This is a genomic window from Pseudomonas sp. AN-B15, assembly GCF_019056475.1.
Classification (GTDB): Bacteria; Pseudomonadota; Gammaproteobacteria; order Pseudomonadales; family Pseudomonadaceae; genus Aquipseudomonas; species Aquipseudomonas parakoreensis.
This window is the reverse complement of sequence record NZ_CP049737.1, coordinates 715892-732667: the sequence shown is the minus strand read 5'-3', so window position 1 is coordinate 732667 and position 16776 is coordinate 715892. Positions and strand designations below refer to the sequence as shown.

The 16776-nt window shown below is 59.5% G+C and carries 5 protein-coding genes; 1 reads left to right on the top strand and 4 read right to left on the bottom strand.

The window, feature by feature from the left end:
• Positions 1–41 precede the first annotated feature (41 nt).
• On the bottom strand, positions 42–722 hold the full coding sequence (locus tag GTQ41_RS03180) for a hypothetical protein (protein ID WP_131671005.1): 681 nt from the start codon (positions 720–722) through the stop codon (positions 42–44).
• A gap of 69 nt (positions 723–791) precedes the next feature.
• A complete protein-coding gene (locus GTQ41_RS03175; protein ID WP_041068162.1) occupies positions 792–1574 on the bottom strand; it encodes a hypothetical protein in 783 nt (260 codons plus the stop codon).
• 237 nt (positions 1575–1811) lie between these two features.
• On the opposite strand from GTQ41_RS03175, the gene GTQ41_RS03170 reads away from it, so the two are divergent.
• On the top strand, positions 1812–2408 hold the full coding sequence (locus tag GTQ41_RS03170) for a MarC family protein (RefSeq protein WP_047291049.1): 597 nt from the start codon (positions 1812–1814) through the stop codon (positions 2406–2408).
• Positions 2409–2471: 63 nt separating this feature from the next.
• On the opposite strand, the gene GTQ41_RS03165 is transcribed toward GTQ41_RS03170, so the two are convergent.
• Both GTQ41_RS03165 and GTQ41_RS03160 read right to left on the bottom strand, forming a co-directional pair.
• Complete coding sequence (locus GTQ41_RS03165) at positions 2472–9440, bottom strand: TcdA/TcdB pore-forming domain-containing protein (RefSeq protein WP_131671004.1); 6969 nt, start codon at positions 9438–9440, stop codon at positions 2472–2474.
• A gap of 99 nt (positions 9441–9539) precedes the next feature.
• Positions 9540–16607 carry a TcdA/TcdB pore-forming domain-containing protein gene (locus GTQ41_RS03160; RefSeq protein ID WP_047291048.1) on the bottom strand — a complete coding sequence of 2356 codons (7068 nt, stop codon included), beginning with the start codon at positions 16605–16607 and terminating at the stop codon, positions 9540–9542.
• Between the last annotated feature and the right edge of the window lie 169 nt (positions 16608–16776).

Here is a 16776-nt window from a genome sequence, read left to right as displayed (position 1 = left end):
TTCATCGCCCGAAAGCGCTTGCAGCACCCAGGCAATCCGCCTCAGACACCGAGCTCGATCGCCTCAGCCAATGGCGCCACGTTCTGCGCCAGTCGATCTCCAAGCTTTCGCGCCACGGCCTGACGCGATAGTGCGTAGAGCGTTTGCGACAGCGTCGCTCGCGCATAACGCACGCACACCGGACCTTCGACTTCAGCGCTCGCGAAACGCTGCGACCACGGATTGGCAGCCAGCGTCTGTCGCGTCTTGAACTCAAGATAAAGGCTGCTGATCGATGTCGGACTTTGCGCTGCAACGGCCAGCAGGCGCACCACCTGAAGCGCAGGCCTCGGCGTTTGCATGAGCGCTTCGCCAGGCGGCTCGGGCAACGTCTGCACCGCCGAAACACCGTCAGTGATTCGCGCCGCATATGCCATCAGCCCGCCAAGTGCCGGATCGTTGCCAGCGTTATTGGCCAACACTGTCGAGGCCCACTCCAGCGCCGACCCTGTTCCTGCCTGAGCGACAGAAAAATCCTCGCGCGACTTCAGGCTTCGCACCCAGAAGTCATCCAGCACGGCGATGTAAGCGTCGTACCAACTTTCAACTTTCGCGTCTTCTATTTTTTTATTGGCGACCAGTTGCGCCAACAGACTTGATTGGACGAGATCATCATAATCCGAGCTGTGCCCGGATTCCGGCAACGCCAAAACAGCATGCCCCACTGCCAACAACTTATACAACCGAGTCATTATCAACCCTCAATGAAAAAAGGGCGGACCGATAACGGCCGCCCTATCAATAACACTCAATCAGATCTCGTAATCCTCGATCTTGGTTTTTGCGTTCAAACCCAGTTTGACGCGGATGGTATCGCGGGTTTGCTCGACGATCGAAGGCACTTTGCGGAATACCGAATCACCCCGATAGAGTTTCACTTCGCGCGAATCCCAATCCATGAACAACACTTGTTTGGCCGTGTTTTTGCGGATGAATCGAACAGTCCCCAGGGCCATGGTGACTTCGCCATTGATTTCGGTACAGGTGCCTGCCGCCATACCGCCGACACCATGTTCAAGCATGTTGCGCTCGTACAGCGTCAGCGCGGTTTCACGCTTTTTCAGGGCAGTGATCGCGTCACCTGCGACTTTCAGCATCAACACCGAAGCCGAGCCCGGCACAGCAAGCCCGGCCACGACGCTGCCGAGGATCTCCAGCACCAGTTGATCCATCCGGACGGTGTTACCGCCGATGTTCATGTCGTTGTAATACTTGCTCGTTGGCAGCCAGCCGGCATCGGTCATCACTTGCAGAAACAGGTAGTACCATTCCTTGCCCTGATATTCGTACGGATATTTCTTGTTGGCGACCAGCGTGGCGAACAGGAACGCGTGTTGCACATCTTCGCGATTCTGTTCACTCAAGTTTCCGGTAAAGGACAGAATGCCTTCACCGACGATGGAACCCTTGCCCGGCTCTTCGATTGCCGGCAGCGAAAGACCACGAGGACGAATAGCCGCGCCGTCCAGTTCATAACTCTGCAAGCGGTGGACACACTCAGCAACGGCGCAATCTTCAACATCATGAATATTCATTATCAAATCCTTATTAATTAAAAACGAGCTCCTCTTGAACCCGCGAAAGAACAATAAACAGAACAATAAAAAACCACAAACCAGAACATGTAACTTGCTAATAACAAGAACCGAAAACACCCACTTCAAACTACAACTTGTTCAGTTACTCCGAGGATATTTGTTTTCGCCATCCCCCCAAAAATTAAACCGGCTGATAGACTCCGCCCTGTCCATCTGCCGCCGCGAGCCAACACCATGCTCCACGTGTTATTCAGCGTTTACCTGAAGATGCTGGTGCTCTACAGCCCCTTCTTCGTGTTGTCCTGCTTCATCAGCCTGACCCGTGGCTACTCGCGCAAGGAGCAGCGGCGCCTGGCCTGGAAAGTGGCGATTGCCACGCTGGTGTCCAGCGTTTTGCTGTACCTGTTCGGGCGGGTGATTTTCGATGTGTTCGGGATCACGGCGGACGCATTCCGCATCGGTGCCGGCAGCGTGTTGTTCATCTCGGCGCTGGGCATGGCCCAGGGCAAGCCGGTGGTGCAGAGTGACAACGTGCAGCAGGACGTGACGATCGTTCCGCTGACCATCCCGCTGACCGTCGGCCCGGGCACCATCGGCGCCCTGCTGGTGATGGGCGTCAGCCAGCCGCACTGGGACGATAAACTGACCGCGATCATGAGTATCACGCTGGCCAGTTTCACCGTCGGCGTGGTGCTGTACCTGTCCAATCACATTGAACGGGTTCTCGGTGATCAGGGCCTGCAGATCGTCAGTCGGCTGATGGGCCTTTTCGTCTGTGCCTTGGCGGCGCAAATCATCTTTACCGGGATCAAGGGCTACCTGGGATCCTGAACGAAAACGGGCTGCGGAAGAAGAATACCCGCAGCCCGATCTGATCAGTCCATGCAGAATGACTTATTGATCGCTGGACAGGCCGAGCAGCGCACCAAGCTCCAGCAAGGTTTCGGTGGACATCGCACTCATCAGCTCCTCCAGGCTGACGGTCACCGAGAGCGCGTCAGGTAAAGGAATATCGAATATCACCTGCTGTTGCCGTGCCGCATCAGCGCTCGAGGCGTCACGCAAAACAATACTGCTCCCCGAGTCGGGATCCGTCAGCAGCAAGTGACCGCCGGAGGCCGAGACCAGCCACCGATGCATCGGCTCCAGCCTCAGCAGCAGATGAATGCCTGCTTCTGCGGAGTCGACGATCAGGCAATCAAGCCGATCCCACGTCTGTCGGTCCAGCGAAATGTAACCGGCGGATTGTGCGAACTTGAGTAGCAGCGTATCGACGCCATCCGGAATCGGCGCCATCCTGCCCGATGAGCCAATACCATCAATGACCAGCGTACTGGCCACTCGACTGACCTCTTGCACGGTCATCCCGTCATCCATGCGAGTGTCGTCGTTTCTGGTGTTGCTGAACAACCGGCCCGTCACCGGGTCATGCAACACCGGAATCTGACCGTTCTCCAGGCCCAGATAGTGCGGCCATTCCTGGCCTGATGCCGTGGCGCTGAGCAGGCGACCGGCAGGGACGTCATACCAGCTGCACAGATCACCACGCCTGCCCGCCGTCAGGTAAGAAGCGCTGTGCTGACCTGCGAGCAATCGTGCCAGCTTTTCTTCCCGTGCCTGAAGTGAATCGGCGCCGTTGAAGAATTCGACCTCCACGCCGACGATACGCGGCGGCTCTCCGTCGATCAGATCGACCAGTACATGGTCATGCCGGCGGGCGCGCAGACCTGATCCATGCGGCACGGCCCAGGCAACCGTGTGCCGCGGCATGACGCGCTGCATCGGTGGCAGCAAGTCCGCCTGCAGCAGACGTGTCCCCGAACCGAATGCCGCCGCCAGGTTCTCCGGTTCCATGACCGGCTGACGATAGATTCGCCCGGTTGCCCGGTCCATCATCCACGCCGCTTTTTTGTCAGGCGTCAGCCTTAACACGCGCAGGGCCTTGCCCGCTGTGTCGGCAATCAGGAACTGCTGATCCAGATACACGACATACAGCGGTGTCTTGCCCGTTGCGTCACTGATGCCTCCGACCTCCACACCCTCGGCTGACCATTTCTGAATGCCGGTCGCGACCGTGTACCACCACCTGAATCCGCCGACACTACGCAGCTGCTCCGCCGACAGCCATGCTTGATTGAGGCCCACCAGACGCGTTTTGCCGTCGTTGCTCATCTGGAACAACATGCCGTCATCTGTGAGCAAGAGGTATTGCCCATGCTGGCGGTGCACCCGCTGCACCTTGAGCGGCAAGACACTTTGCGCAAACGTCTCGGGTGCCTGATCCGCCGTGGCGATGCGCTGGCGATAAACCAGACGATCACCCAGATGATGAAACAACACGGTATCGCCATCGCCAGCCACTTGAAGCGGATCAAGCAGCTCCCAATCATGAAAATCCGCTGAGCCTTCAACGTTACGCAACAGGGGTCGAATCAAGCGCTCATCGTCGCTGCGCACCCACGTTCGGGTGGCCTTGCGCAAGTTCTCGTCCAAGGCGTGGATCTTAATCATTGCGCCCAGCGTGAACTCCACCCGCTGCTCATCCAGCGCTTCATGGAACAGGTAGCTGTGCCGTTGGAGAAACTCCGCCACATTGCTGCGCCCATCGAGAATCAGCGACGGGTGGCCTGGATTCATATCGGAAATAGCAATGAGGGACAGGACATTTTCACCGAGCAGGTAAGTCATCTTGTAGACATTTTTAATCGCGTCTTCAAAACGCTGGACCACCTGCAGCAGCCCCTCTGGCGTAGGCTGAATGGAAACAATGCAGGGGTTGTTTTTCGAATCGATATTCATCAACCGGTAAATGCGCCTGATCTGCCCGGTCACCAGATCCGTGCGCCAGATAAATCCCTGCACCGGGCAGTAGTAAAACATCTCCTCGCCGACCTTCGGTCCCATGCAGATATCCGCCGCGTACTTCAGATCCAGCCCCCGCACCAGGTGCAAGGCATCTTCGGTGTGGTCGTACCAGGCAGTGGTACGAACGCCAGTCAGGGCATCGTGGTAATTGCGGATGACCGTCGGGCTGTCGGCCAGACGCTGGTTGCGCGCGAGTTCGCGCAGGTGCTCGCGTGTGGCCTGAGCGTCGGCGTCGTTGACCGCGTCGAGTTCAGTGAAGAGCAAGGTTCCCGTCGCCCAGCCAATCTGATAGATACCGTCCTTGAGTTGCAGATACACAACATGCCTGGCAGGCACCTGCACCCGTATCGAGCCCAGGTGAAACGTGTCCTGCTCCAGTTTCACCGCCGCCGCACTCACCCACGGGGCACGCAGCGACCATGTCATCGCATGGTCGGATGCAACCTGCAGGCGCAATGACTTGACGCCCTCGGCCAGGGTGATCGAGCAGTGTCCGCCGGAGGCATCGATGTCATAGCTAAGGTAACCGTGCACCTCCTGCGGCAATGGGGGGATGTGCAGAAAACGCTGATCGGGGCCAATCGCCACGCTGACATTGGTTTCCACGTAGTTGGGCACCATTTTTTCCATGATGTATTCGGTCGGTGCCTGGTAAAAGCTGAACCAGAATTGCTGCTTGCCTGCCCGCTTGTATTTTTCCAGAGCCAACGCCGTTTCCATGTCTTCTCTGAGCGTTGTCGCAAAAGGCAGACCTTCATGGACGAAGCCCAGGAAGCACTCCGGCACACTCGGCAGCACGACGCTTTCAATACCCGGCGCCGTATCGAAGGAAATCGAGTCGCGAAGGTCGAGAGCCTCTCGAATGCTGAAGGCCTTGCTGCGATCCCCGATGATCCTGGGCTTTTGCAGAGCGTGGTAGTCTTCCGCGGCGAAAATTTTGTGGCCGCCGAAGGTAATGAGTCCGTTGCGCAAATCAAGGCCGGTGTAGACCGCACACGGATTGGCAATGTAGCTATCGCCCTGTACCGAATGGCTTTCCGGTCGATAGGCCGCATGCACATCATTGAGATACCGGCCGATCCGCTTCCCACGTTCGGTCCTGGCACTGAAGCCCTCGACCAGCGCGCCGATGCCCACCGCCAGCCCCCCCAGAATCACCCCGGCGCCGCCGAGAAAGGCCGCCGCCGTCCCCGCGCCCACGATACCCGCGCCCAAAGCGCCGACACCCAGCGCCAGCCCGCCGGCATCGAATGCCAACTGAGTGGCATAGACCGCGCGCTGGATATCGTCCTGTGCATTGACCAACAGATAAATGTCGAAGCCGATGCTGGCCAGTTGCAAGACGCTTCCGACGCCGTCGTTCAATACGTTACCCAGTGCATTACTGACGATCGACGAGGTGGTTTTGGCTACCCGCAGACCATCGCTAAAAGCATGCCGCACCAGATTCAGCAGTTGTGCGGCGTCAACCACAAGCCCATGTGCCATCTGCGCGTAGGCGAGATAACCGTGGATACGCACTGCCGATGTCAGCGCCGTCGCCCCCATCCCGGACTCGGCACTTTGCAACCCGAGCAGCAAGGCTTGAATGGCAAATCCGGCATTGAGCGTGTGTACCGCACCGGCGTCCGTCGGATCGATCACGGCTGACCCGGCGCGTCTGCCGGACAACGCTTCAAATGTATCGCTGAGGTAAGACTTGATTCCGGACAGGCGCGGGTCATCGGTCTGCACCGTGCGTGTGCGCTGTGGATCACTGGCACTGACCAAGGTGATTTCGCTGCGCCCTTGTGCAGCGCTCTTCAGGGACTCGAACACCGGCACGAAGTCACGGGACAGCTGATGCTGGTCCTGCAACCGCAGGGTCGCGCTTTCGATTGTCCGTACCCACTTGTGGCTGTCCACACTGCTCAACGCCTGCCCCAGACGCGCGTTCTCTGACAGGGAACGCGCACGCAACGCGGCATGCTGACTCCACGGCTCGACGGCACGCCCACCGCCCAGCGGGTCACCACTGAGCAAATGTTCAACGCGGATATCCGAAGGCAACGAATGACCGGCAATATTTGCGCCGTCGAGCTCGATGACCTCGAAAATGCTCGCAGCCGCCTGTTCCAGACCATAAAGCCTGGCAATCGACTCCTCCTGCACGAAGCGCTGAACCCCTTGCTGCAGCGCCTCGATCCGGGCGAACGCATACAGCCCGAAGTTCGGATCGTAGAAGCGATAGGATGTCTCGCCCTGCGTCACGACCTTGCTCACCAGCATCGAGTGATTGTCGGTGTTGAGCAACAGGCTGCCGGCCGTGCTTTTCGCTTCCAGCGCCTGCATCACAGCGGCCAGGTTCGCCGCCGGTCTTTTTTCGCCGAACCGCGCCATGGGTACGCCACGCAACTCGTCCAGCACCTTGAGCAGTGCATGGACTTGTGGCGCGTCGGGTGTGAGATTGGCCAGCGCCAGTTTACCGATCAGCGCACGCTCCGCCGAAGCGCCCTTTTCCAGCGCGGCGGCCATGATCAGCGCCAGCGGATAGCAGCGTCGACCCGGATCGCCCGCACCGCGCACCAACAAGTCTTGTGGCAACTGTCTGGCCGTGTGCGCACCCGCTTGAAAAAACGCCTCACGCACTGCCGCCCCCCGCGACAGGATCAAAGCCCGGCGCTCCTGCATGGCAGCGACTTCGATCCGACTCACGTACTCACGCCATTGCCGTACGCTGATCGGCTCGGCAAATGCCTGGGCCTTCAGCGCTCTGGAGTTCTGGCCGAGCAATTCGCGCTCCGATGCATTGACTCGCGTCTGGACCGCTGCAGGATCGCGACTGAGCAGGGTCTGCTCGATCACTTCATAGCGCGCGACCAAGCCGCGGTCCCGCGTATCTTCGGCAAAGGCGACCGTGGTTGCCCATGCCTCAGCGAACCCGGTCTGGTCCAGCGTCGCGGCGCCGAACAGGCCCCCGAACATCACCCGGTGCAACGGACTCAACTGTTCCAGTGGCAACTTGCCCGCAGCGATGCGCGCCAAGGCCTCATTGAGGTTGCCCAGGGACTCCGCCCCGATGGACGTCGGAACAGCGTCGGTCGACTGGTTCAGCACCTGCTGTCGGGCATCAAAACCAAGGCGGATGGGGGCGTTGAACGTAACATCACCGGTCAATCGGTCATTCATCGCCCGCACAAACGGCTCACCCAGATCATCCAGCAGTTGCTGCAGGACCGACGTCAGCAACACCGGTTTGCCTTCGATGACCGGCCAGCCAAGTTTGAACGTAAGCGTCCGCTCTTTCAGCAAATCGGACAGATTGCCGGCGTAGCGCGACTTGAGCTTGCCCGAGCTCCACTTCTCATGTTCTTTTGCCAGCCAGTCTTCGGGGGTACCTTTTACTGCCCAACCGGAGATCATTTCCTCTTCGGTGAAGACGTTGAAGCCCTCGACCTGCTTCAGATATTTACGAATCGCCGGCAGGTGTTCACGTTGCAGGTCTCTTTCGAAATAGCCGATTACGCCACCTTGAAGCGCGCCGGGTCCGGTCATGTCGATGGTGCCCAAGGCGTCGAGACGAATCCCGTCCTGGTAATAACCGAGGATGGCAGCGGTGAGTTTGTAGGGTAAGTTGGCGGTCGACGGCAAGCGCCCGTCAGCCTGGGCTTCAAGTACAACCTCGGACGTTATATTCCGGACCGAGGACTCATCTGATCGTGTCACGCCCGCAAGGCTCATGCGGCGCTCAACCTCATACAGGCAGTCATAATTTGCCCGGATCAATTGCATGCTCGCATTGACCATGCCGCTGCCAGAGTGAGCCAGAATATAGGCATTCATTTCATTGGCCGTCGGACTGCCAAAGGCGGTGCCGCGCCGCATGGCATCCTTGGGCAAAGACACCGGCAATGGCGAAGCGAAGATCTTCTCCACACCCGGTTTGCTTCGGGCGAAGGCGCTCAGTGCCTCAAGATGTTCGGCGGGAATATGTCCGGTTCTGTCGGCATAGCGCTGCCGGTCGCGCCCCGGCATCAAAGCTTCATCATGGTTGAGGAGCAGCTGCAGGACACCGATCCTGGCGCGGTCACTGAAGCCACTGATGTCCACGCCGCCCGGCCTTTCGATCAGGGGTGGCAAATAATCCATATCGCTGTACCGCCCACCTTCGAAAAACTCGGCCTGCAGCCGCACCACATCACTGGCTGCTGCAAAATTGCCGCGCATGGCGACTTCGCGCTGGTAGACGTCTGCCAGAAAGTGACTGGCAAACTCCTGCCGAACATCGCGCAGGCGCAGATCCTCACCGACCATGGCCTGATGCGAGTCCAGACATTTCTGGCGGAAGGCTTCGAGCGTCACACGGTCCTTGCCATAACCGCGCACCATCAGATCGATCCGCGCCTCGTCCGCACGCCCGGCCCAGCGCGGCTGATTCAGGTAATCGAACATCTGCTGCTTGAGCACTCTGGCGCGGTCTTCGATCATGCTCGACAACTTGCTCGGAGATGCCGTTGCAGCCTCTGGCGACTCCATCGTGTGCACACGAGCGCTGTCGAGAATCACCCGGTTCATTTCAAAGGCCAGCAGTGCATCACTGTCATACCAGAGATTGAATGCATAGCCCTGCGCCGCCAGCACTTTGCGCCAGATGTTCATGTAGTCACGCTGGTTCGGTCCGACCTCACTGCCACCGACCCAGACAAAATGCATGATGCGCGGTATCGGTTTGCCAGCGGACAGCATTTCCAAGGTGGCGGTCAGACGGCGATGGTAGTCGCTCAGTTTCAGGCGCAGCGTCTTGACCTGGGCATCCGAAGAATCCAGCTGTGTTGATTCCATCGCGCCCTTGAGCAACCTGACCGCTATCAGTTGCTCTGAAAGACTGGGAGCCGCCGCAGCGGCGTCGTAGTAGCGCAAGGGAGCCTCGCCAAGGCTGCCACTCACCGACTCAAGTTCAGCGCGCGCGACATGATCGGCGAACACCGTGCCCATATAGATTTCATCCGTAGTATTCAATGCAATTTCCTTTTTTCAGCCAAGCGAACGCATCACGACGACATCAGCCGTCGCGACACAGAGAGAAAACAAACTTGAAAAACCAACCAGGACTTTGCGTCAGGCCGGCACGGCTCCCAGCAACTGCGCAAGCGTTGCACTGCCGTCGGCATCTTCGACCTCGACGACTTCACGCAGCCTTTGCACCAGACTCGATACCGCATGGGAGCGCTTGCCCTCGAAGCCGAGGAAGACGTCGCCGCGCATCGCCGGATCCGTCGAGCACACATCCCTCAGGATGAGGCTGTGCTGGCGATCCGGGTCGACGATCAGCAAGTGCTCGTCGACAAACGACAGTTGCAGTTTTTGCGGAGCGTCCAGCGCCCAGACCAGCTTGCCGGGAATCATCGGCACCTCGCCCAGTGGCGGACGACAATCGACGATGACCGATTCCAGCCGCAACCAACAGGCCTTGGACAGGTGATACGTCACACCGCCCTGCCCCACGCGCAACACCAGACAACTCACGTCATCAGCGATCAGTGGCAAGAGGTCTTCGACTTTTTTCTGACCCTCGACCACCAAGACCTGGGCGTCGCGCCGCATATATTCGAAAGGGCCAATGCTCTCGTGACCGGGGTAGACGAAGACGCGGTGTGCAGGGCGCTCGTGCAACAGCACATGCTGATGGCGCGTACCAAGCAATTCGCAATCGTGCGGCAGGTCCTGGCCCGCGATCCGGATCAGTTGTGCATTCGCCGCGTCGAACCACTGCAGTTTGCCCGCGCCGGACTCCACGGCGATGTAGGGAGCATGCTCGGCAGTCTCCAGCAATGCCTGCAGAGAATCTGCCAAATGCTGCGCGTGTTCGCTTGCCCAGCGCTGATTGACGCCCATGATTCGTTCAGCTTCCTGATAAGGCAGCTTGAGTGACACGCCGTTGACGGACGTCCCGCGCAGACCGGAACCGTCACTGCTCACGGTGTTGAACCGCCAGTTGTCCCACTCGGGTTGCGGTACGGGCAGCAGCGCGCTCGCCAGTAGCTGTGCGCCATCGCCGAATGCTGCTGCGAGTTGCCGGCTGTCGAAGAACAGCTGACGCCAGACCTGACCGCTGCCGACGTCGAACAGCCAGACCGCCTGATTGTCCGGGGTCACGCCGAGCAGGCGCATTTCCCGGTCGTGCCCCGGGTCGCACAACAGCACGCGGTTATCCACGTACCAGGCACACAGGTTGCGATCACCGCTGGCGTTGCGCAGCCCCAGAATGGCGAAACTGTCGACCGGGTATTTCGCCGCCAGCGCTTCCAATGCTTGCCACCACTGGGCCCGCCCCTTGAGCCAGCGCTCACTCAAGCCACCCAGCTGCACTTCACCCTCGGCGGTCAGATTGAAGAACAAGCCGTCATCGGTCAGGGCCAGATACCCGTCCTGTACCGGCACCACGTCATTCAGTCCATCAGGCTGAAGCCATTGATGCGTCCATTGCGCCGGCCAGCGCTCGCTGCCTGCGGATACACGGCGTTGCACCCTGCACAGTTTTTGCGCCAGCCGGTCGTAGATGAAAAACAGCGTGTGCTCATCGTTGACCGGCAGCAGCAACAGCTCATCAAGATGCTTGATCGAATCGGCCCAGCCGCGGTGACGCCCAGAGGCAAACGGATGAATGCACAACAGGTCACGGCTGCGAATCCAGACCAGATCGCGCTTGTCCGGATTGAACTTCCAGCACACCGACACGTAAGCGGCCGGTTGCCAGTCGACGGTGGTGACGCCTGCGCGTTCGGGCACCGGCGATAACGGGAAATAGTGACCCAACACCACCGACCAATGTGTCAGGGTCGGATTGGCGAACACTCGCTGGCCCAAGTCTCGGTCCATCTCTCGGGTCACCGCAACCAGCTGCAGCTGGCCCTCACGGATCAGGTAATTGAACTGCGTGACTTGCTGATCGGCGCCCAGACATTGTTGCTCGATGTGAATCACCCCTTGGGCATCGACATCGATACGCCGCACGCTGCACTGCCCCTTCATCACCAGCAGTCGGTAGCGGCATTCGAGTAAACCGCTGACGGCATCGACCTGCCAGATATCGTAGTTGTGCGTCTCGTAGAAAAACGCAGAATCGTCGACCACGGCGCCCAGCAGCATTTCATCGGCCGCGAGTACCTCTTCATTGCGAATGTACAGAAAGCGATCCCTGGCAGCGTCGTACCAGGCCGTGGTGTAGCGCGGTCGCTCCTCGGGCTCGAAAGGAATCGGAAAGTGATGAACCGGCGTGTAAGGCATCACCAGCCGATGCTCCCGGGCCAGCGTCTGGTAGTGCGTGAGCAGCGATTGCTCATGCTCCCCGGCGGGCGCGTCCTGCTCGAGAACGTCGAGTCGTCCGTCACCGCGGTTGACCTTGAACGTTTGTCGCCCGGTCAGTTGCAACGTGACGTCATGCCGTCCTCTGCCGGTGAAGGTCACCTTCACGCCCCCCACCGAAAGCATTCCGCCGGCTTCGATATGCACATCGCTCTCGGTGGCCCAGGCGGCGGACAACTTCCAGTGACACAGCTGCAGGCTGGGAGACTGCAACTGGAGATTGGCCCCACGATTGAGAATCAGCGAACAGACACCACCCGCTCCTTCGATGCGGTATGACAATTTGTCTTGCCAGACCGGCGGCGTCATGGGTACTGCCAGCGCACGCTCACGGGCATCCAGCCGCACCTCGATCACGGTTGAGCGATACGACGGTATCAGACGGTTGATGATGTAGTGCGCGGGAAAAGAGTAGAACGAAAACAGGAACTGCCACTGGCCTGCCGCATCCTTTTTCTCCAGCTTGCGGGCCGTATCGAAACCGGTGTCGTGACGCAACGTCGAGAACGGCAGCGCCTTGTATTCGTACCCGTAGTAGGTGGTCGGCGTGCAGGGCAGGACAACCAATTGCGTGCTCGGCGGATCGAAGCGGATGTAACCTGGTAGCCCCAGTTCACGCCGCAGATCGAGCGCTTGTTGATCATCCGGATTGATACCCGGCACCCCGAAATGGTCGCGCAGCCGATACACCTTCGGACTGTCAAGGACCAACATCGCGCGATTGAAGTCCAGGCTCCGAACGACCAGCGAAGGATGAGCGACCCACGCCCCAAGCCCGTCGTCATAACGATAACCGACACCGCGACAGGCCCGCTCCAGAGCGTCGAAAAACAACCCGACCTCCTGCGCCTGCCCGGCGATCCTGGCGAACCCCTGAGCCAGTGCCGCCACACCCACAGCCAATCCGCCCAGAACCACCCCGGCGCCGCCGAGCACGGCTGCCGCAGTCGCCGCGCCCGCCGTGGCGGCTCCCAGACCACCGGCAGTCAACGCCAGACTGGTGGCATCGAAGGCCAACTGAGTGCCGAACTGCGCGCGCTCGATCTCGTTGTCTGCCGTCGCCAATTGATAGATGTCGAAACCGACATTGGCCAGCCCCAGCACCGCGCCGACGCCTTCGTTGGCGACATGTCCCAGCGCCTCGCCCACCACTGGCGCACAGGTACGGGCAATGACTTTCTCTTCATTGAGTGCGGTCTTGATCAGACTGAGCAGACCGGCGACGTCGGTGACATTGCCGTGCAGCAATTGCGCGTAATTGACGTAGGCATGCAACCTGACGGCGGTGGTCAAGGTGCGGTCATCGCCCTCTCGTCCACGCAAGACATTCATCAGCGCCTGGATCGTGAAGCCGGTATTGAGGGTGTGAACGGCACCAGCCTCAACCATCTGCGGCGTGGCTCGGGTGCCCAGTACCGAAAACTGCTCGGACAGATAATTTCTGATGCGCAGCAGGCGATGATCGCTGCTGACCACCTGCACCACATGCTCGGATTGCGCGGGATCGATCAGGTTGATCCGGTACTCGCCGGCGGGCGTTATCTCCAGGGTTTCGAACAACGGCACCAACGGCTTTGCTGAAGCATGCAAGTCCTGTAAAGCGTCGGTCGCCTGGGCAATCTGCTGTCCCCACCAGTGACTGTCCAGATCGCGCAGGCTGCGCCCCAGGTGCGGATTGCTCACCAGCGAATGGCCGCGGGCACTGTTCAGGCGCCGACGGATGGGCCGCTGTGCCTGCTCCGGCAGCACATTGTCGGACTCCAGCAATTGTCCGACGCTAAATCCGCCGGACAGATTCAAGGCCGATATCTTTTGCCCCTGCAGCTCGATCAGATCAAACGTCGGACGCGCGTCGTCGCCATAGGCCGCATAGTATTTCGCCATGCCCTGCTTGTGAAAAAGGTCAGTCAGTGCCAGTTGCAACTGATCCGGCTGACTGAACTCGAACACGCCGAAATTGGGATCATAAAAGTGATAGGTGGCGTGCCCACCCTTGAAGGTTTTCGCCACCAGCATGGCGTGATTGTCCGAGTTGAGCATCAGCGTGCGCGTGCTGGCGAACGCCTCCAGCGTGGTGCCGAGGCGTTGCAGATCGACTCGCCCCAACGGCTTGCCGATGTCGTGCAATTGCACGTCGTGCAACTCTTCGAGCGCCTCCAGAAACACCATTGAATCGTGCTGCTGCGGCTCGGCAGAGGCCAGGAAGAACCGTTCGCGCAATCGTCGCGACGCCGCCACGCCCTGCTCCAGAGCAGCACTCATGATCAGCGCCAGCGGGTAACAGCGGCCACCGGGATCGCCCGGCCCTTCGAGCAACAGATCCTGCGGCACCAGTTTGACGTCACTGGCTTCGATTTGTCCCAGCACCTGACCCAGCCGCAGGATCACCTGCTCGCGATGCTCGCGGGTGGCAACGGTCTGAATATGGGCAACATGACGCCCCCATTGAAACAGCGTGTACGCCTGCGACAGCGCGGCCCGCTTCAGCGTCAACGCGCTGTCCGACGCCACCATCGGCTGATCGACATGACTGGCAAGACCGGCCATGAACTGCGGGGCCCGCTGCTGATACAGATGGCGTTCAATGGCCGCATAACGTACCGACGCCCCTACCTCGGCAACGCTGTTGGCCAGATTGTCGAGCTCGGTGGCAAGTTGACTGAGACTTGAGTTATCCAGTGAGTGTGCACCGAGCATCTGTCCCAACACCACCCGTTGCAACGGACTGATCTGGAAGAACGACAGCGAACCCTCGGCAATGCCGCTTAGCAACTCATCCAGCGCCAGCCCCTGAATCCGCGCATCGCTGAGCGACGCCGGAGCCTGCAAAGTGACGGGCTGGGCCTTGATGGCCTGGCGATCATCGAAGCCGAGCCCCGCCCCGTCGGGAAACCATAATGAGCCGTTATGTCCGTCACGCATCGCGGCCACGAACGGTTCACCGAGTCTGTCGATCATCCGTTGCAGCACATCCGTCAACAGCACTGGCCGGCCCTCGATAACCGGCCAGCCCTCCTCGAACGCTATGCTCTGCTGGATCAGCAATGCCTTTACATCACCGCTGTAGCGCGCGCTGTAATGTCCTTCCTGCCAGCGCCGCTGCTCGTCGAGCACCCACCGCTCGACATCAACGGCGTTGTTTTTCCAAGAGTGGTCCAGCTCTTCCTCGGTCTTGTCGTTGACCATCCACAGCGGCTCGATCGCCGCCTCCACACGCAAGGTTTCCACCTCGCGCGGAACGAAGTTGCGCCGTTCGTAGTCGGCCATGCCATCGCGCATCGCCCCAGGTCCGGTCAGATAAATCGTCCCCTCGCTCTGCGGGCGAATGCCGTCACTGAAGTAGCCCGCGATGGCCAACATCAAAAAGCTGGCCGCCATGTCCTCGGTCATCGACAGCTCGGCCAGAGGGCCAAATGCCTGTTCGAGAACTTCTCGCGCCAGCTCTGTCATGCCCTCGAAATCGGTCAATGCGACGCCTCGTTCGGCGGCGAGGCGGTTTGTCTGGTCGATGGCCTCATAGTTGAACCGGAACCGCTCGATCACGCTGTTAAGCATTGGCGATTGCGCATGAGCCATCAGGAACGAGTTGCTCAACGTTTCCTGCACGGCAACCGCGCGCAAGTCCTGCGGGCGCACCAGCAGTTCGGCCGGCGCCTGGAACACCTCGTGCAGTGCCGGTTGCTGCCGGGCGAAAGCCTCCAGCGCGGCGCGGTGTTCGTCGGGAATCCGGCCCCGATAATCGGTGTATCGGTCGCGCAATGCCTGGCGTCCCGGCATCCAGTGCGGATTGTGATCAAGCAGCAGTTGCAGAACGCCAAGGCGCGCGTCGCCGCCGAACGCACTGATGTCGACCCCGCCCAGGGTTTTGACCAGAGGCGGCAAGTTATCGACATCCACGTAGCGGCCAGCCTCCTCGTACAAGACCTCGGCCCGCACCACGTCAGAGGCGGCGGCCAGATTTCCGCGCAAGCGGGTCTCGCGATCGTAGATGGCTTGCAGTCGCAGCGGTGCGTCGAGGTCACGCAAGTCACGCAACTGCAAATCATCGCCTGCCAGATCGAGCAGACTGCGCCGGTTCTGCTCGATCAAGGCTTCCAGTTGCTCCGCGTCCTGGCCGTAGGCGCGGGACAACAAGTCGATCCGCGCTTCATCCGCCGATTGCCCTCGTTCCAGCGCCTCATTGATGTGCATGAACATCTGCTGCTTGAGAACGATGACCCGCTCTTCGTACAACGTCCCAAGCCTGGTGTCGGTAATACGCTCGCTACCGCCATGTTGCATGGCGTCAGCCTTGGCGGCCTCGACGATCAACTTATTGGTTTGCCAGGCCAGTAGCGCGTCATTGTCATACCAGAGATTGAGGCTGTACCCCTGCCCGCTCAATACCTGCTTCCAGAGGTTGAGATAGTCACGCTGAATCTCGCCAAGGCCACCGCCCAGCCAGACGAAATGCAGATTTTTTACAACCGGAGTGGCGGCAGTGTTCGCGTAAATCTCGCTGTTTCGCAGACGGGTCTCGAACGCCTGAATAGCGTTGTAAATGCCCGATAAAGCGCTTTTCGGCGGTTCAGACTGGCCCGGCGTGTCACGGCGCACACGCGGCACGCCGATCAACTGTTCCAGGGAATGCTTGAGTAATGTCAGGGGTTCAATTATTCGCGGGGAATTGAGCAAACCGATACATGCAAAGTAATAGCGCCACACTGACGGATAAACGTCACTGTCCCGGTGTACCAACAGGGCTTGTTCGAGATCAGCCTGTTTGAACAGATTGATAAAACTGACATAACCACTGGCATCTTTAAATCTTTGATCGTGCATGAAAGTTCCTCCGTTATTCTGACCGACATCATGAGCGCACACAGGCACTTGAATGGCAGCAAAGTTAACGAATGGGGACTTCGCACTCAAACTTCAGAACTTTCAATACATGTCAAAACAGACAATTAAAAAACAACTGATAACGCATGTAACCGCAACAAGTTATTGC